At 73.6% G+C, this 17219-nt stretch carries 10 protein-coding genes and 1 pseudogene; 7 read left to right on the top strand and 4 right to left on the bottom strand.

Annotation, left to right across the window (positions count from 1 at the left end; translation table 11 throughout):
• Positions 1-83: 83 nt before the first annotated feature.
• The 3 genes from AB0L29_RS14765 to AB0L29_RS14755 form a co-directional block, all read right to left on the bottom strand.
• Positions 84-695, bottom strand: coding sequence for a hypothetical protein (locus tag AB0L29_RS14765; protein WP_365826987.1), 612 nt, complete (start codon positions 693-695; stop codon positions 84-86).
• Between the two features lie 178 nt (positions 696-873).
• On the bottom strand, positions 874-7545 hold the full coding sequence (locus AB0L29_RS14760; protein ID WP_365826985.1) for a DUF3320 domain-containing protein: 6672 nt from the start codon (positions 7543-7545) through the stop codon (positions 874-876).
• 1013 nt (positions 7546-8558) lie between these two features.
• A complete protein-coding gene (locus AB0L29_RS14755; RefSeq protein ID WP_365826983.1) occupies positions 8559-9335 on the bottom strand; it encodes a CDP-alcohol phosphatidyltransferase family protein in 777 nt (258 codons plus the stop codon).
• Positions 9336-9443: 108 nt separating this feature from the next.
• Between AB0L29_RS14755 and AB0L29_RS14750 the strand changes: the two genes are divergently transcribed.
• The 5 genes and pseudogenes from AB0L29_RS14750 to AB0L29_RS14730 form a co-directional block, all read left to right on the top strand.
• The gene (locus AB0L29_RS14750) at positions 9444-10424 is read left to right on the top strand and encodes a zinc-binding alcohol dehydrogenase (RefSeq protein ID WP_365826981.1); all 981 of its coding nucleotides are present in this window, start codon (positions 9444-9446) and stop codon (positions 10422-10424) included.
• Between the two features lie 170 nt (positions 10425-10594).
• Positions 10595-10993 carry a 6-carboxytetrahydropterin synthase gene (locus AB0L29_RS14745; protein WP_365826979.1) on the top strand — a complete coding sequence of 133 codons (399 nt, stop codon included), beginning with the start codon at positions 10595-10597 and terminating at the stop codon, positions 10991-10993.
• On the top strand, positions 10990-12189 hold the full coding sequence (locus AB0L29_RS14740; protein ID WP_365826977.1) for a glycosyltransferase family 4 protein: 1200 nt from the start codon (positions 10990-10992) through the stop codon (positions 12187-12189). The genes AB0L29_RS14745 and AB0L29_RS14740 overlap by 4 nt, the downstream gene beginning before the upstream one ends.
• The gene (locus AB0L29_RS14735; protein WP_365826975.1) at positions 12186-13286 is read left to right on the top strand and encodes a methyltransferase domain-containing protein; all 1101 of its coding nucleotides are present in this window, start codon (positions 12186-12188) and stop codon (positions 13284-13286) included. The genes AB0L29_RS14740 and AB0L29_RS14735 overlap by 4 nt, the downstream gene beginning before the upstream one ends.
• Positions 13287-13399: 113 nt before the next feature.
• A pseudogene (locus AB0L29_RS14730) lies at positions 13400-14203 on the top strand (lysylphosphatidylglycerol synthase transmembrane domain-containing protein); the annotation flags it as partial.
• A gap of 143 nt (positions 14204-14346) precedes the next feature.
• Here the strand turns inward: AB0L29_RS14730 and AB0L29_RS14725 are convergent.
• Positions 14347-15144: a creatininase family protein gene (locus AB0L29_RS14725; protein ID WP_365826973.1), complete on the bottom strand. Its 798-nt coding sequence runs from the start codon at positions 15142-15144 to the stop codon at positions 14347-14349.
• 41 nt (positions 15145-15185) lie between these two features.
• Here AB0L29_RS14725 and ribA point away from each other — a divergent pair, with 41 nt between their 5' ends.
• Positions 15186-15845, top strand: coding sequence for a GTP cyclohydrolase II (gene ribA, locus AB0L29_RS14720; RefSeq protein ID WP_365826971.1), 660 nt, complete (start codon positions 15186-15188; stop codon positions 15843-15845).
• 310 nt (positions 15846-16155) lie between these two features.
• Positions 16156-17202 (top strand): saccharopine dehydrogenase, encoded by a 1047-nt coding sequence (locus AB0L29_RS14715; RefSeq protein ID WP_365826969.1) that lies wholly within the window; start codon positions 16156-16158, stop codon positions 17200-17202.
• Positions 17203-17219: the final 17 nt, after the last annotated feature.

The following is a 17219-nucleotide window of genomic DNA, read 5'->3' as shown; positions in this document are numbered from 1 at the left end:
TGTCCCGCAGTGTGTGAAATGGGCCTTATGGGATTGCCAACCGAGGGCCCGAGCCGCCTGACCGGACGCTCGATGCCCGGACCCTAGAAGCGGGCTTGGACTGCAGTCCAACGACCTTCGCCCGCCTGTCTGCTGGGGGCTTCCACGCGTGCGGTGATGCCGAGATCCTGGCGCATCTCGTCCCGTAGGGCGGTCAGCTGGTCCCAGAGGTCCTCCACCCGCCGACTCAGTTCCTGGAGATCCTCCTCCCGGTCCGACTGCCCTGAATCCAGGCGCTGGACCAGCCCGTAGATCTTCCGCAGCGAGCCGTTGGCGGCGCCCACAACGGGCAGCACGGCATCGGACACGATCATGTGGGACTCCGCGTGCTGGACGACGTAGGCACTCCAGCGCTCATCCAGTTCCGCCCGTCGCGCTTCGTCAAGGGAGCCGCCCCGGCGCAGATCGTGCATGCACCCGGCCAGAGCGTCCCGCGCCGCTCGCGCCGTGGCGTTCAACCGTGTGTACACGGCCCGCCGTTCCTCCAGTAAACGGCTGTCCCACTCACGGATCCGGTCCTCCTCGCGGTGCCGCTCGATCCGCTCGTGCTCAAGAGTCCACCCGCGTTCCGCACCGCGCTGCGTGAGGAAAACCGACGCCAGGGAGACCCCGCCTCCGATCAACGCAGCAGCCAGCGCCAGCAGAGCCGCACCCATCACTCGCCCCCTCATCCAATGACTTCGCGGCATTCTCCCTGACATCACCCGCCGTCGCGCCGGAATCACCGTCAGTGAGGCTCTATCGCGCCATTGCCGACCGGTTGGTGAGCAGACTGCTCAAATCGCGCGAGTCGCCGGCCGTGATCGGACTGTCCCTCCAACCGGCGCACGGTCGTCATCCGGTGACGTTTTCCACCGCCACGAGCCCCGACGGGCTCGTGGCGACGAGTCCGTCGGCGATCAACTCCTCGATGTCCGCCTCGAATGCGGCGCGTATGTCCGGGCCCAGGCGCAGCCAGCCGAAGAACCGAGCGGTCTCCCTGGCCAGTTCCGTGCCCTGCAGACCGGGAGATTCGGACAGCACCCCCAGGAGGGCGACCCGGCGCTCGACCGGCGGGACGTGGGAGACCTTCTTGCGATCGAAGTCCGCGCTCGGCGTGCGGGCCGTCATGACCTCGCGGTCCGGCAGGTCCCACGTCGTCCCGGACCTCACCACGGACCCTCTGCGCACCAGCAGTTTCAGCGCGTTGCGGACACTCACCTGCACGACTTGCTTCGAACTGCCGATGTCCCAGGCGGCGCGGACCCTGCCGATAAGCACCTCCTCCTCGACGGGCCCCTCGATCGCGATGATCTGACGGGCCACCTCCGCCACCAGCCCGCGGGCCTCGGGTTCTCGGAGGTCGATGTCGCCGAGCCCCGTCTGCATGCCCAGCACCCTCCGCAGCTCGTACAGCTCATCGAGGCGCATGGCGCGGTAGGGGCGGCTCCACTCGGAGCGGTCCGACTCGGCGATGGGGACGATCTCGACCTCCGGCGCCGCGGCGGGCACCGTCACCGGCTCGGGCTCCGCCGCGGGCGCGTACGGGTCGGCGGCGCAGGCCGCCTCCACCGCCTCACGCAACCGTCGCTGCGCGTCCTTGCGGTTGCGGTACCAGTCCGTGCCCCAGATCCGGTGCAGGTTCCACCCCAGGCCACGCAGGACCTCCTCCCGCAGCCGGTCGCGGTCGCGGGCCGCGCGCGAGGAGTGGTACATCGCGCCGTCGCACTCGATGCCGAGCGCATAGGAGCCGGGAGCCCCGGGGTGCCGGACCGCCATGTCGATCCGGAAGCCCGCCACGCCCACCTGGGGCTGCACGTCGTAGCCCCAGCCGCACAGGGTGTCGAGCACGTCCTCCTCGAACGGGCTCTCCGGCGCGGCGTCCGCGTCGGGCGCGGCCGTGGCCAGGATCGCGGGCCCCTGTTCCGCGTAGTGCAGATAGCGCTTGAGGTGCTGGACGCTCTTGTTCGAGCTGTCCGGCAGATCGGCGCCGTGGAAGGAGGCCACGACCTCCACCCGGTGCCGTGCCCGGGTCACGGCCACGTTCAGCCGCCGCCAGCCGCCCTCACGGTTGATCGGGCCGAAGGAGGAACGCAGTTTGCCCTGCGCGTCGGGTCCGTAGCCGATCGACAGGATGATCACGTCGCGCTCGTCGCCCTGCACCGTCTCCAGGTTCTTCACGAAGAAGCCGCCCAGACGGTCCTCGGTGAAGTACCCGTCGAGGTCGGGCCGGGACTTGCGGGCCTCTGTGACGGCGTCCTCGACGGCGTCCGCCTGCGCCTTGGAGAGCGTGACGACGCCCAGGGTCAGGTGCGGCCGCCTCGAGAAGTGGTGGATGACCCGCTCGGCCACCAGCTCGGCCTCGCGGACGTTGTCGCGTTTGTTGCTGCGGTCGTACACGCCGTCGGCCTTGTAGAACGCGACGCCCACGTCATGGCCGTCGGTGACCGCACCGGGGAACACGACCATCGAGTTGTCGTAGAACTCGTGGTTGCTGAAGGCGATCAGGTTTTCGTGGCGGCTGCGGTAGTGCCAGCGCAGCGACAACTCACGCAGCACCCCGCTGGCCTTGCAGGCGTCCAGGATGGACTCGAAGGAGTCGGGTGCCTCCTCGTCCCACTCGTCGTCATCGTCGGTGTCGCCGCCGGCGCTGAAGAACGACGTGGGCGGGAGCTGCCGCGGGTCGCCCGCGACGATCAGGGCGTCACCGCGGTAGACGGCGTTCACGGCGTCCTGCGGAAGGACCTGGGACGCCTCGTCGAAGATCACCACGTCGAAGCGGAAGTCCGGAGGCAGGTACTGGCTGACCGTCAGCGGGCTCATCATGAAGCACGGCTTGAGCCGCTGCACGACGTCCCGGGTTTCGTCCAGGAGCCGCCGCACCGGCATGTGCCTTCGCTGCAGCTTCGCCTGACGGCTCAGGGTCGCGGCCTGGCCCGTCGTCGCCCGGCGAGGGCGTCGTGCGTTGCAGGCCTCGATCACCGTCGCGTGGGAGGCCCGCACCAGCCCGCGGTCCAGTCGGCGGTAGCGCTCCACCAACTGGTCGCGGTCGGTGGCCCGTACCACCGCGAGACGGCTGTCGGACGCCATCTGGTGCTCCACCCAGGCACGCAGCACGGTGCGCTCCACGGCCACGGGGAACAGCGATGCGGGCACCTCGCGGTCCGCGAGCTGCGCCGGCAGGTCCTCCAGTCCGTAACGGCTCAGCACCTCGTGGGCCTCGGCGGAACGGAGCCAGGCGTCCGGGCCGTAGGGGTCGTCGGACATGCGGTCGAGGAGCGTCCGGGCGGACGGGAACCCGGCCTCCAGCTCGGTGCGGATCTCCGCCGCCCGGACCGGTGTGAAGTGGCCGATGAGCACCTCCGCCCGCTCCAGCCAGTCGCGGTTGCGGCGCTCCACCGACGAGTCGGGCGCCGCGTGCAGCAGCAGGCGTGCGGCCTCGGGCTTCACAGGAGCGGCCGAGCCGGTGACGGAAGCGGTGCGCCTGATGTCGAGGGCCCAGTCCAAGGCGCTGTGGACGGTCTCCCGGGAGGTGCGCACCCCTTCGTACAGGTCACCGAGCAGACGGCGGTGGTCCGCCTCGGCGCTCAGAAGTTCCTCCTCGGCCGCGCGGACCGCCACCACGGCCGCCACGCAGGAGCGGGCGTCGCCCAGGGACAGCCGGTCGGTGTCCCCGTCCGGAAAGCCCGTGGCACGGGTCACCGAATGAATCAAGGAAGCGGCCTCGTCGAGGGGATCGAGGTGGGCGCGCAGCCAGGCCGTGCCCTCGGGGAAGGAACGGGCCCGCAGTCCGAGGGCGGCAGGGGCCAGGGCGGGGGAGTGTGTGAAGGCCTCCCAGTCGGCACACTCCACCCGCAGGCGGGCGGCCGTCTCCAGCAGACCCGGGACGGCGGACCGCTCGGCGCAGAGGGCGCGGACGGGACCGCTGCGCCGGGCCGGGTCCGCCAGGACCGGGCCGGCCAGCCGGTGGGCGTCGGCCGCGGCGGCGAGCGCAGCGGCCAGGGCGGCGGTGCGGGGGCGGCCGTCCGGTGCGTACTCGCCCAGGAGCCCAACGGTCCCGACACCGGCGGATTCCGTCCCAGACCCGTTGCCGGTGGACGACAACCGCACGGCCCGGTGCAGCAGGTCGTCCTCCACCGTTGTGCCGCCGTCTGTGTCCGGCCGGCCGTCGAGACGGGTGTCCAGGCCCGCGTACCAGGTGCACAGCAGTTCCCGGTCGTGGGCCTCCCAGGCGACGAACGCCGCGTCCTCCCGCTGTGCCGCGTGCGCCGCGGTGATCGCCGTGCGCGCCGAGGCGAGGGTGTGGCCCGCTGCCTCGGAGAACTCCCGGCGGCCGATGGACTGGACCGTGTCGATGAGCCGCGCGGCGTTCTCCAGCGCCGGCACATGAGCGCGCAGCCACGCGGCGGTCGCCGCCGGTCCGAGGCGTTCCAGGTCCGTGCCGTGCTCGCGCAGCCGCGGCTCCCGCAGCGCCGAGTTCCACCTGCTCAGGTCGTCCTCCAGCCGCTTGCCCCACTCGAGCAGGGCGGGGTCGGGAGCGGACCCGTGGGCCAGCTGCGCGACCAGGCGAGTGCGACGGACCGGGTCGGCCACCACATCCGGGGCGAGCCGGTGGGCGTCCTCGGCCTGGTGCAGTGCGCCGTCCAGGGCGTCGAGATCGGGCAGGTCGTCGCCGGCGTGGGCGGCGAGCAGTTCCGCGTGTTCGGTCACCGCGGCGCGCACGGCCCGGTGCGCCTGCAGCCAGGCCGCCGCCTTGCCCAGTTCCGCCTGCAGGCCGCTGTTCCAGGACCCATTGGTGCTGACTCCGCCGACGAGTTTCCGGTCGGCCCGAACCTGGGAGGACAGACCCGCCGCGAATCGTCGGCCGTTCTCCGAAAGGCGGTGCACCGCGTCGGTCAGACCCTCGGTGTGGGGCGTGTCGGGACCGAACACGCTCTGCGCCTCCCGGCGAGCTTCGCCGAGGGCGTTCATGAGGCGGCGCAGTTCGTCCACGGTCCGGCGTGCTCGAGGAAGTACTACCGGATCGAACCAGGCGGCCGGAGCCCGGTGGAAGGAGCGGGCCAGTGCGGCCAGTTCGGCCACGGACCGCGTCGCGGAGGCGGTGTCCGGCGGTTCGCAGCCCAGCAGGTATGCCACGTCCACCGCGCACTTGGCGGTGCCCTCAAGCATGTCGGCGAGGGTGCCCCAGCGGGAGGCGAGCGAGTCGGCCTCGTCCCGGCCGAGGACGGTGAGGTCGGCACCGGGTGGCTGCAGAGAGCCGAGCGCGGTCTCCGCGGCCTCCGGCTGCCGAGGCAGATGGGGCGGCATGTCCGCCCAGCCCGGCCCCGCGTACTCCTGCGCGGTCGTCCGTGCCGCAGCCGTACGGTCACGGCGGGCTTCGAACTCTTCCACTGCGATCGCCACGAGACCGAGGGCCGCTCGCTGTGCGGCGGCGAAGTCCTCCGGGGCGAGCCACGCCTCCAGCGGGCGGTGCGGGACGCCGGACAGGTCCGCCAGATCGCACAGGGCCGTCGCCTCGGCCAGCGAGCGCGGTTCGTCGACGCCCAGGGCCCGGGCGAGTTCGCGGGCCGAGGAGGTGGCGCCCCCCAGCAGATCAGCCGCCTTCTCGAAGTCCCGGCTCAGATCCTCCGCCTGCCGCTCGGTCAGTCCGGTCAGATCCAGACCTCGCGGCTCGAGGGAGACCAGAGCCTGCTCCGCCGTCGGCGGCTCGGGGCGAAGACGCGGGGACACCTCCTGCCAGCGGTCACCCACCAGGTCCCGCGCGGTCTGCTGGGCACGCCGTACGCGGCGCAGCGCGTCGAGGAAGGACTCGACCGGATCGGTCACGGCGTGCGCCATGTCGGGCTCGGTGAGCCACCACTCGGGCACGGGCAGCCGTTCGTTCAGCAGACGGAGCAGCCGGACGAGACGGTTCACCTGGTCCGACGTCGTGAACTGCACGCCCTCCGGGGCGAGCACCCCGTAACCGTCGAGGGCGGACAGGAGCCCGTTCAGGGCCGTGCGCGCCTCCTCCAGCGCGGGGCCGGGATGGGGCCGGTCCGTGCGCAGTCCTCGCCATGGAAAGCCCGGATCGGCCACCGCCTGCCAGGAGTCACCGACGGCGTCGGCGGCCTTGAGCACGTCGTCCAGGTCGGCCGCGGAGAGGGAGGAGGCGTCGAACCGCCGGGACGAACCGTCACCGGGGGAGGAGAGGTAGGCGACCGGGGCGTCGTCGAGACGGCCCACCTGGCCGATGACGTCGTGCAGGGTGCGGCCCAGGGGCAGGCGCACCTCGTTCATCGCTGCGGCGTACGCGGACAGCGCCTCGCGGTCGAGGCGAGCCTGGGCCTTCTCCTGGTCGGGGAGACCGGTCGCCTGCGGCTGCTCGGAGAGCGCGCGGCCCAGTTCCTGCGCCACGGCCTTGCGGCTGGTGTTGTGGCTGTGCAGGGCGAAGGCGTAGGAGTCCAGGCCCACCGACTTCAGCCGCTGCAGCACGACGTCCAGCGCCGCCGCCTTCTCACTGACGAACAGCACTTTGCGGCCGGCGTGCATCAGTCCGGCGATGATGTTGGTGATGGTCTGGCTCTTGCCCGTTCCCGGAGGACCGTCGAGCACGAAGGACCGGCCCGCCACGGCGGCCGCGACGGCCTGCCGCTGCGAAGTGTCCGCGTCCAGGACCAGCGGAGCGTCCTCCGGAGGAGCCAGCTCGTCGACCCGTTCCGCGGGCACCTCCTCGAAGTCGAAGCGATCGGGGGCGAGGGCGTCGCCGGGCCCCACCGCCACCGCGCGCACCAGGTCGCTCGCGAGGAGCCGGTCCTCGTTCTCCAGCAGGTCCCGGTACATCGACTCCTTATGAGAGGCGAAGAGCGCCATGACGACCCGCTCCTCCACCTCCCACTGGGACTTGCCGGCCACCGCCCCGCGCACGGCCGCGACCACCGCGTCCACGTCACGGCAGTCGCTCTCCGCGACGGGCGTCCAGTCGATGCCGAACTGCTCCAACTTGATGGGCAGCGCGGGATTGAGCTGCGGATCCTCGTCCTCGTTCGCCTGGAGGAGCACCTGCCCGGTGGGCGTCCGCACGATTTCCACCGGGAAGAGGATCAGCGGCGCCTGGCTGCTGGTGGTGGCCCCGTCCTCACGCCAGTGCAGCATGCCGACGCCCAGGTGAAGGGTCCACAGACCGTAGTCGTTGAACACCTGGGTCGCCTTGGAACGGAGGGAGCGCAGTGCCCTCTGCAAGGCGGGGGCCGTGGTCTTCTGCGTGACGACGTCGTGCTCACCCGGAAGAGGGCACTCCTGCTCCTCGTCCTCCGCGGGCACCTCGTCCGGGAGCGGCGCGAAGTGCAGAGCGCGGTTCTCCAGCAGGCTCACCAGGTCCGACGGCGAGGGGGCCGACAGTTCCAGCGTCGAGGTACGGGTATGCCGAAAGTTCAGCAGCCGGTTGCGCCCGCTGAGGTCCACGAGCGACGTGCGCCAGTTCGCCAGGACCGTTTTGAGGCGTTCCAGATCGCTGCCGCTCCCGAATGCACCCGGAATGGTCGTCACGGTTGTCCCTGCTCTCACGTTGTGCTGCTCAGGCACCGGAGAGGGAAAGTGTGAACTCCTTTTTCCGGGGGCACGGCAACGCGGACGGACCCGACGTTCTCCGACCAATCCCCCCTGCGCGACATGTTCGCCTTGTCGCACTCGCCCCCCACGGACAGACGGATTCTATGGGGACGGTGTGGAAATCAGAAGTGGACCTTGTGTGTACCGGGGCAGTCGTGCATCTGGTGCTGATGGCTGCTCACCGCCCTCGTCGAGTCCCAGCACCGCGAGAACGCCTGCACACACGCCATGAAGGCCAGGCCCACGCCCGCCGCCCCGTCCGGCGTCGGCCTCACCGCGCGGGCCGACGCCGGACGGGGCGTGCGTACCACTCCCGGGCCGGGCCCTCACCCGGATGAAGGGCGGGCTGCGGCTGCCGGCGCCCAACCGCCTCTTCCTGACGCTGTGCTGTACCTACGGCGCCCACCTGCTCGCCTGCGACCAGCTCCACCTGGCCCTGCCCGCCGAGGTGGAACGGGCTACCGGCTCACGGACGGCGTTCGCCTGGCTGTTCACGCTGCCTTCGCCGCCAGGAGCGACCGCTCAACTGTCGGTCACGTGCCGGGTGGGGAGCAACTCGCGCCGCGCCGGCCCATGACGGCCGGACTGCTGCTGATCGGCGCCGGGTTCGCGGCCGTGGCGGCGGTGAGGCCCGCCGCATGGACGCGGGGGCGGAGCTGGTGTCGGCCGCTCCACCGGCCGTGGCGGCGACGGTGGCAGTGCTGCCGCGACGCCTCCGGGCCAGGGGTACCCGGCCGGTTCGGATGTCATCTCCTGCGGCGTATCCGAGTTGGTCCGGGTGTCATCCCTGGTGGCGCATCCGAGCTGCTCCGGGCGCATCTCCGGGGCGCATTCCGGCCGGTCCAGTCGTCATCCCCGGCGCCGCGCCCCAGTCGCTCCGGGGGATGGGGAGCCGGGGGAGGAAGGGAGGAGAGGAGAGAGGGAAAAGGGATCGTGGCCGGGCCGGAACCTCACCCGGCGACCAGCTCGACGTCCTTCACCACGCGGGCCGTCTCCCCGGCCGGGACCGTCCGGGGCCGCGACGTGCGCCACAGCCACAGCACGTCCCGGCCGAACGACCACACCAGCAGCCCGAGCGCCAGCGCCACCACGCCCACGTTGGCCCCGTGGGGCAGCAGGTCCGCGCCCGCGAGCAGCAGGAGCACGCCCTGCAGGGCGGCCACCGTCTTGCGGGCCGTGCTCGGCGGCAGCGGCGCGGTCAGCCAGGGCCACGCCCGCGCGGCGGCGACGAACACGTACCGCATCCCGCCGATCAGCAGCACCCACGGACCCATCCGCATGGACACGTACACGCTGAGCACCAGGATCAGGAAGGCGTCGACCTCCATGTCGAAGCGGGCGCCCAGCGGGGTGGAGGTGCCGGTGCGGCGGGCGACCTTGCCGTCGACGCCGTCGAGGATGAGCGCCACCGCGGTGAGGCCGACGAACAACGAGACCGGCGGTGAGCTCTGGAAGGAGTCCGCGACCAGGGCGGTCACACCGCCGACGAGGATCGCCCGGCCGAGGGTGACCCGGTTCGCCGCGCCGAAGCTGCGCGGCCGGGAGCGGTGCAGCGCCCGGGAGAGCACCGCCCAGGTGGCGAACGCGAACGCGAGCCCGGTCAGCCAGCCCGCCGGGCCCATGCCGACCGCCGTGCCGAGCAGGGCCAGCAGCAGGACCTGCACCCCCGCTCCCACGGCGGTCTCCTGCTGGACGAGCCTCGCGTCGTACGTGTTGTTCAGGGCCACCGAACACCCTCCGGCCGTGTGACAGAGTCGATCAAGGCCGCTACCTTGTGCGCGGCCCGTGCACCACTCCGTACGCAAGCGGCTTCCCGATCGTTCAGGAGGACTTGGATGAAGCGCACCGCACGCGCGTTCTGGCTGGACTCGCCCGGACGGGGCGTGATCCGGGACGCCGAACTGCCGGAACCGGGCGAGGACGAGGTGGTGGTGCGGGCGCTGTACTCCGGGGTGAGCCGGGGCACGGAGACGCTCGTCTTCCGCGGCGGCGTGCCCGCCGGCCAGTACGCGGCGATGCGGGCGCCGTTCCAGGAGGGCGACTTCCCGGGCCCGGTGAAGTACGGCTACCTGAACGTGGGCGTGGTCGAGGAGGGGCCCGGGCACCTGCGCGGCCGGACGGTCTTCTGCCTCTACCCGCACCAGACCCGCTACGTCGTCCCGGCGAGTGCCGTGACGCCCGTGCCGGACCACGTCCCCGCCGGGCGGGCCGTGCTCGCCGGAACCGTGGAGACCGCGGTCAACGCCCTGTGGGACGCGGCCCCCCTGGTCGGCGACCGCATCGCCGTGGTCGGCGGCGGCATGGTCGGCTGCTCGGTGGCCGCGCTGCTGGCCCGCTTCCCCGGCGTCCGCCTCCAGCTGGTCGACGCCGACCCCGGGCGGGCGGCGACGGCCGAGGCGCTCGGCGTGGACTTCGCCGCGCCCGAGGAAGCACTCGGCGACTGCGACCTGGTCGTGCACGCCAGCGCCTCCGAACAGGGCCTGGCCCGCTCCCTGGAGCTGCTGGCCGCCGAGGGCACGGTCCTCGAACTGAGCTGGTACGGCGACCGGAAGGTGAGCCTCCCGCTGGGCGAGGCCTTCCACTCCCGGCGCCTGGCCATCCGCAGCAGCCAGGTCGGCACCGTCTCCCCGCGCCGCGCCGGCCGTACGTACGCCGACCGGCTCGCCCTCGCCCTCGACCTGCTCGCCGACCCCGCCCTCGACGCCCTCGTCACCGGCGAGTGCGCCTTCGGGGAACTGCCGGACGTGCTGCCCCGGCTCGCCTCCGGCGAGATCCCGGCCCTGTGCCACCGCGTCCGCTACCCCGACATCGGCTGACGAATCGCTCCGTCCGGTACGGGCGAACCGTTCCGTCCGGCACGACGGCAGCCTGACCTGAGAAAAGAGAGAGCCGGAGGCTGAACGCGGGAAGGCGGACAGCCGTACTACCCGGCATCCCCGGCAGCGATCGGCGGGGAACAGACGCGCCGCACCTGGAGGGTCGTCCGTTGTTCAGCATCACCGTCCGCGATCACATCATGATCGCCCACAGCTTCCGCGGGGAGGTCTTCGGACCCGCGCAGCGCCTGCACGGGGCCACCTTCCTCGTGGACGCCACGTTCCGGCGCGAGCAGCTGGACGAGGACAACATCGTCGTCGACATCGGACTGGCCACCCGGGAACTCGGCGCCGTCGTCGGCGAGCTCAACTACCGCAACCTCGACAACGAACCCGACTTCGCCGGGGTCAACACCTCCACGGAGTTCCTGGCCAAGGTCATCGCCGACCGGCTCGCCGAACGCATCCACAGGGGCGCGCTGGGCGAGGGCGCCAAGGGCATCGCGGGCCTCACCGTCACGCTGCACGAGTCGCACATCGCCTGGGCGAGTTACGAGCGTGCCCTGTGACCGACACCACCATCGAGAGGCCGGACGGGGCGAGCCGGGCGACCCTGGCCTACGTGCCCGCCCAGCAGGCCGCACCGACGAACGCCGAGATCATCCCCATGTCCCTGCGCACCGTGCACTTCGTCGTCCCGGGCGGCGTCGACGACCCGGCCGCACCCAGCGGCGGCAACGCCTACGACCGGCGCGTGCGCCTGGACCTGCCCGGCTTCGGCTGGCAGGTGCACCAGCACGCCGTGGCGGGCGCGTGGCCCCGGCCCCGGGCCGCCGACCGCGCGGAACTCGCCCGCACCCTGGGCGAGTTGCCGGACGGCGCCGTCGTCCTGCTCGACGGGCTCGTCGCCTGCGGCGTCCCCGAGGTCGTCGTGCCCGAGGCGGAGCGGCTGCGCATGGCCGTCCTCGTCCACCTCCCACTCGGCGACGAGACCGGACTCGACCCCGACGTCGCGGCGGACCTGGACGCGCGGGAGCGCGCGGTGCTGCGGGCCGTGCCGGCGGTGGTCGCGACCAGCGACTGGGCGGTCCGCCGCCTCGTCTCCCACCACGGCCTCGCCCCGGACCGCGTCCACGTCGCCGCCCCCGGCGCCGACATCGCGCCCCTCGCGCCCGGCACCGACGGCGTCTCCCGCCTGCTGTGCGTCGCCGCCGTGACCCCGCGCAAGGGCCAGCACCGGCTCGTGGAGGCGCTCGCCCAGGTCGCCGACCTGCCCTGGAGCTGCGTGTGCGTCGGCAGCCTGGACCAGGACCCCGAGTACGTCGCCCGGCTGCGGGCGCTCATCGCGAAGTACGGCCTCCAGGACCGGCTGGAGCTCACCGGGCCCCGGTCCGGCGCCGCGCTCGACGCCAGTTACGCCGCCGCCGACCTGATGGTCCTCACCTCCTACGCCGAGACGTACGGCATGGCGGTCACGGAGGCGCTGGCGCGCGGCATCCCCGTGCTGGCGACGGACGTCGGCGGCCTGCCCGAGGCGGTCGGCCGCGCCCCCGACGGCGGCGTGCCCGGCATCCTCGTCCCGCCGGAGGATCCGGCGGCCATCGCCGCCGAACTGCGCGGCTGGTTCGGCGAGGCCGACGTGCGCCGCCGTCTGAAGGCCGCCGCCCGCAGCCGGCGCGCCGCGCTCGGCGGCTGGGCGGCGACCGCGCAGAGCCTGGCCGCGGTGCTGCGTCGGCTCCCGGCCGAACCCCGGAGGGCCGCATGACGAACCCGGCGACGCCGGGGCGGACCCGGCACACCGGCACGATCCCGGCCCGTCCCGGTCCGGGGGAGGAGGAGCGCGCGCGGGACACGGAGGCCGCGCCGGGGCCGGTCCCGCAGGCCGGCGACCCCGTGCCGGACACCGCTCCCGGGCACCCCGTCGCGGCGCCCGGCGACCACCGCGTCATCCCGGGCGCCGGGCCCGCCCCCGCCTCCGGCGAGCGGGCCACCCTGCGGCTGCGGGAGAGCGGGCCGGACGAGCCCGGCGAGCCGCCCCGGTACGCGCCCGAGTGGCTGCGGCTGCGGGAACCGGCCGACGCCGCCGCGCGCGCCCACGACCTGCTCGATCCGCTGCGGATCCGGCTGGCCAACCTGCCGGGCCGGGCCGACGGCCTGGTCGTGCACGACCTCGGCTGCGGCACCGGCTCGATGGGCCGCTGGCTCGCGCCCCGGCTCGACGGCGCCCAGCACTGGATCCTCCACGACCGCGACCCCTACCTGCTGCACTTCGCCGCCGTCGCCACCCCGCGCGCCGCCGCCGACGGCAGCGGCGTCACCGTCGAGACCCGGCGCGGCGACATCGCCCGCCTCACCCCGGACGCGCTGCACGGCGCGTCCCTGGTGACCGCGTCCGCGCTCCTCGACGTCCTCACCCGCGAGGAGATCGACACCCTCGCCGCCGCCTGCGCCGGGGCCGGCTGCCCGGCCCTGCTGACGCTCTCCGTGGCCGGACGCGTCGAACTGACCCCGCCCCACCTGCTCGACGCGGAGATCACCGAGGCGTTCAACGCCCACCAGCGCCGCCACGGCCTGCTCGGCCCCGACGCGGTCACGGTCGCGGCCGAGGCCTTCGCCGGGCACGGCGCGACCGTACGGCTGCACCCGAGCCCCTGGCGGCTCGGCCCGGAGCAGTCGGCGCTGACGGAGCAGTGGCTGCGGGGCTGGGTCGGCGCGGCCGTCGAGGAGCGCCCGGACCTGCGGGAGCGAGCCGAGGGGTACCTGGCGGAACGGCTGCGCGCCTGCGCGGCCGGTGAGCTGCGCGTCGTCGTCCACCACATAGATCTGCTCGCCCTGTGCCGGCCGGCGGGCGGGGCGTCGTGAGCGCGCAGGCGGCGAAGGCGCCCGTGGTGGCCGGGCCCCTGCGCGGGACCGGGCGGTCCGGCGCCGGGCGCGGCGCCGCCCGTGCGCCGCTCGCCCGCCCCGCCTCCCGCGGGATGCGCACCCACCTGGGCACCGTCGCCGGCGTCGTCCTGCTCACCGTGCTGGTGTGGCGCCTGGGCACCGGCGTCCTCCTGGACGGGCTGCGGCGCATCGACGTGCCCACCCTGTGCGCGGCGCTCGGCATCGGAGCGGTGACCACGGTGTCCAGCGCGTGGCGGTGGGCCCTGGTGGCCCGCGGGCTGCGGATCCGGCTGCCGCTCGGCCCGGCCGTCGCCGACTACTACCGCGCGCTGTTCCTCAACGCGGCCCTGCCCGGCGGCGTCCTCGGCGACGTGCACCGCGCGGTCCGGCACGGGCAGCGCACCGGTGACCTCGGCCGGGGCGTCAGGTCGGTCGTCCTGGAGCGGACCGCCGGGCAGCTCGCGCTGTTCGCGGTCGGGGCCGGGATCCTGCTGACCATGCCCTCCCCGGTGCTGACCCAGGCCCGGCACATCGCCCCGCTCGCTGCGCTCGGCGCGCTGGGGGCGCTCGCGGTCGTGCTGGCGCTGCGCATGAACCGGGTGCCGTCCCGCCGGGGCCGGGCGCTGCGCGCCGCGCTCGCCGAGGCGCGCGAGGGGCTGCTCTCCCGCCGCAACGGCCCGGGGGTCGCCCTGTCGTCCGTCGTCGTCCTGGCCGGCTACGTCGCGATGTTCGTGCTCGCCGCCCGCGTCGCCGGGATCACCGCCTCCGTGGCCGTGCTGCTGCCGCTGGCCGTCCTCGCGCTGCTCGCCATGAGCCTGCCGCTCAACGTCGGCGGCTGGGGGCCCCGCGAGGGCGTCACCGCCTGGGCGTTCGGCGCGGCCGGGCTCGGCGCGGGCAAGGGGCTCGCCGTCGCCGTCGTCTACGGGGTGCTCAGCCTCGTGGCGAGCCTGCCCGGCGTCGCCGTCCTGCTCGCCCGCTGGTACACCGCCGTGCGCGCCGGTTCCGGGACGGCCCCGGCGGACCCGGAACCGGCGGCGCGTCAGACCCGCCCGGCCTCCGCCTCCCGCCCGGAGACGGGCGAGGCCAGCAACGAGAAATACGCGGCGAAGGAATCGGCGAGGCTCGCCAGCAACGCCTTCCCCTTTTCCGCCGAACCCAGTGAAGGCCGGCCGATGACACCCGAATCGGTATAGGCGGACATACCGAGGGAGAGCAGATGGCGCCGGTCGTCCGCGACGAAGTCGGAGGTCTCGTAACCGGGGCGGACCATGTCGGGATGAGCGTGCAGAAGGACGGAGGTCTCGATTTCCCCCGCGTGCATGTCGGTGAGCAACGAGGTGGCCACCCCCGCCCGCTCGCGCGCCGTCTCCCAGTCCTCCGGGGCGGGGAACAGCGCCATCCGCTCGCCCCGTGCGCAGGCTTCCTGGACGACGTTGCCCAGCACATAGTTTCCGCCATGGCCGTTGACCAGCACCAGGGCCTCGACGCCCGACCGGCGCAGCGAAGCCGCTATGTCCCGTATCACCGCGTGGAGGGTCACGGAGGAGATGCTGACGGTTCCCGGCCAGGCCGCGTGCTCGTGCGAGCAGGAGATCGTCACCGGAGGAAGGAGGTGCACCGGGTACGCCGCGGCGACCTCCCGCGCGACGGCACAGGCCACCAGCGTGTCGGTCGCCAGCGGAAGGTACGGACCGTGCTGCTCGAAGCTCCCGACCGGAAGCACGGCGACCTGCGTTGAGACGCCGGCGCCCCGCGTCCGTACGTCTTCCGTGGTGTCCGCCGGCAGCAGCCCGTGCTCCGGACCGGATGCCGCCGCCCGCGCTCCCGAACCACTCATTTCTTCACGGCCTTTCGTCTCTGCTTAGGAACTTGAGAATCATGACAGAAAAAATTGGCGTCCTCGGCGAGAAGTCCCCGCAGCGCACCGGCGCGGAACGCGTCGTGAATGCCCCGCTGCCCACGGTGTACGGGAATTTCCAGGCGGTCGGTTACCTCGATCACGACCGCGGCGACGAACAAGTGGCGCTCGTCTTCGGCGAGATAGGCACCGACAATGTGCTGGTGCGGCTGCATTCGGAGTGCCTGACCGGTGACGCCTTCGGCTCCCAGCACTGCGAGTGCGGCGGCCAGCTCGACTCCGCGCTGCGCGCCGTCGTCGCCGAAGGCGCCGGAGTCGTCGTCTACTTGAGGGGGCACGAGGGCCGCGGCATCGGCCTGCTCGCCAAGCTGCGCGCGATGGCGCTGCAGGCGGAGGGCCTGGACACCGTCGAGGCCAACCTCGCCCTCGGCCTGCCGGTGGACGCCCGGGACTACGGCGTCGCCGCCGAGATCCTGCACGACCTCGGCGTGCGCTCGGTCCGCCTGATGTCCAACAACCCGCGCAAGCGCGAGGCGCTGGTGCGGCACGGCATCCAGGTCGCCGAGCAGGTGCCGCTGCTGATCGAGCCGTGCGAGGACAACATCACCTACCTGCGCACCAAGCGGGAGCGCCTCGACCACCACCTGCCCCACCTGGACGCCGTGGCGCACTGGTCGTGACGGCCCCGGGGCGCTCCCCCGGCACGACGGCCGCCGGCCCCGGGAACCGGACCGGGGCCGCCCGCCGCAAGGAGCGTGCCCGCGGCCGGCACGCCCCGGCCGCCCCCGCGGGCGGCGGCGCCACGGGCACGTCCGCCGCCCGCCGCCCGGCCCGCGCCGGTGTCCGCGCCGGCGTCCTCGCAGGGCCCGATCGCCACCGGCACGGTGAGCTGCGCGGTCCGTGCCCGGGCCGCGTACCCTTCGTGGACGTCAGCCCGCTCAGCGCCGGCCGGTCCGCGGCCGGCGCCCCGCGCCCGGAGGGCAACCTGGTATGACCGAGCTCCACCTGTGGCTGCGCCACGAGGCCCGCGCCACCGAGCGCCGCACCCCGATCGTGCCCGAGGACGCCCGCCGCCTCGTGGCCGGCGGCGTGACCGTGACCGTCGAGGAGTCCCCGCAGCGCGTCTTTCCCGTCGGGGAGTACGAGGCGGCCGGCTGCCGGGTCGCGCCCGCGGGCTCCTGGGTGTCGGCGCCGGCGGACGCCGTCGTCGTCGGGCTCAAGGAACTTCCCGACGAGCCGCGGGAGCTGGTGCACCGCCACGTCTTCTTCGGGCACGCCTACAAGCGGCAGCCGGGGGCGGCGGCCCTGCTGCGCCGGTTCGCCGCCGGGGGAGGGGCGCTGCTGGACCTGGAGTACCTGGTGGACGACGACGGGCGGCGCCTGGCCGCCTTCGGCTTCTGGGCCGGCTACCTGGGCGCCGCCCTGGCCGTGCTCCGGCACCGGGGCCGGCTGACGGCGCCCCTGACGCCCACCACGAAGGACGAGCTGGACGAGACGCTGCGGCCCGCCGCCGGGGACGCGGAGTTCACCGCCCTGGTGATCGGAGCCCTCGGCCGCAGCGGCCGGGGCGCCCGCGTGGCGTTCGGCACCGCCGGGGTCGACCCCACCTGCTGGGACCTCGCCGAGACCCGCGACCTGGACCGCCGGACCCTGCTGGAGCACGACGTGATGGTCAACGCCGTCCTCGCCACCAGCCCCGTCCCGCCGTTCCTCAGGGACCGGGACCTCGACGACCCCGCCCGCCGGCTGCGCACCCTGTGCGACGTCACCTGCGACGTCGGCTCGCCGCTGAACGTCCTGCCGGTCTACGACCGCACCACCGACTGGGACGAGCCCGTGCGCCGGCTGCGCGAGGAACCCCCGCTCGACCTCGTCGCCATCGACAACCTGCCCTCCCTGCTGCCGAAGGAGTCCAGCACCGACTTCTCCGCCGCCCTGCTGCCCCACCTGCTCGACTTCGGCGTCGGCGGGCCCTGGGGGCGCTGCCTGGACCGGTACCGCCGGGCCTGCCGCGAACTCGGCATCGCGCAGGGGTAGTCCGTGACCGTGGACGG

The organism is Streptomyces sp. NPDC052701 (assembly GCF_040678355.1).
Lineage (GTDB): Bacteria > Actinomycetota > Actinomycetes > Streptomycetales > Streptomycetaceae > Streptomyces.
This window is presented reverse-complemented; position numbering and strand designations above follow the sequence as displayed.